The following is a 651-nucleotide window of genomic DNA, read 5'->3' on the forward strand; positions in this document are numbered from 1 at the left end:
GAGGCCCTCAGCCTGGTCCCCGGCGGAGGCCGGGGCGCGAACCCCGGATGAACACGGAGGGCGAGGTCGCGCGCCGGGCTCAGCGGCTCCCGTCCAGCAGCACCCGCGCGACCAGCGCCGGATCGTCGTTCATCGGCACATGGCCGCATCCCGGCAGCCGCACCAGTCGCGCCCCCGGGATCGTCCGCTTGGCGCGCACGCCCTGGCGCCGCAGCAGCAGCCTGTCCCGCTCGCCCCAGGCGATGGTGACGGGCACCTCCCGCACGTCGTCGGTGAACTGCACGCTCCCGCCCGCGGCGAGCGTCCGGTGGAAGCCGGTGGCCTCGCGCAGCGCATGCGTCTCGGCGACCGCCGCCGCGGGCGAACGGCGCCCGGGCCGCGCGTAGATGGAGCTCACCAGCACCGCCCGGCCCGCCGTGGTACGCGACAGCCGCTCGATCACCGGCTGCGGCATCGAACGGGCAGCCAGCCGCATCGCCCGCAGGGTGGTGAACGCGTACACCCGCTCGCGCTCCGACCAGAAGCCCGCGGGCGACAGGGCGGTGACGGACCTGACGAGCTCCTGGCGCCCGAGTTCGAGCGCCAGCAGGCCGCCGAGCGAGTTGCCCGCGACATGCGGGCGCTCCACCCCGATCTCCCGGCAGAACGTGT

The 651-nt window shown here is 75.6% G+C and carries 1 protein-coding gene; it reads right to left on the bottom strand.

Annotation, left to right across the window (positions count from 1 at the left end; translation table 11 throughout):
• Positions 1 to 79: 79 nt before the first annotated feature.
• Positions 80 to 651 (bottom strand): alpha/beta fold hydrolase (locus EAO77_RS37875; RefSeq protein ID WP_147992798.1); only part of this gene is annotated, 572 nt, incomplete at its 5' end.

This window comes from Streptomyces sp. T39 (assembly GCF_008042045.1).
Lineage (GTDB): Bacteria > Actinomycetota > Actinomycetes > Streptomycetales > Streptomycetaceae > Streptomyces.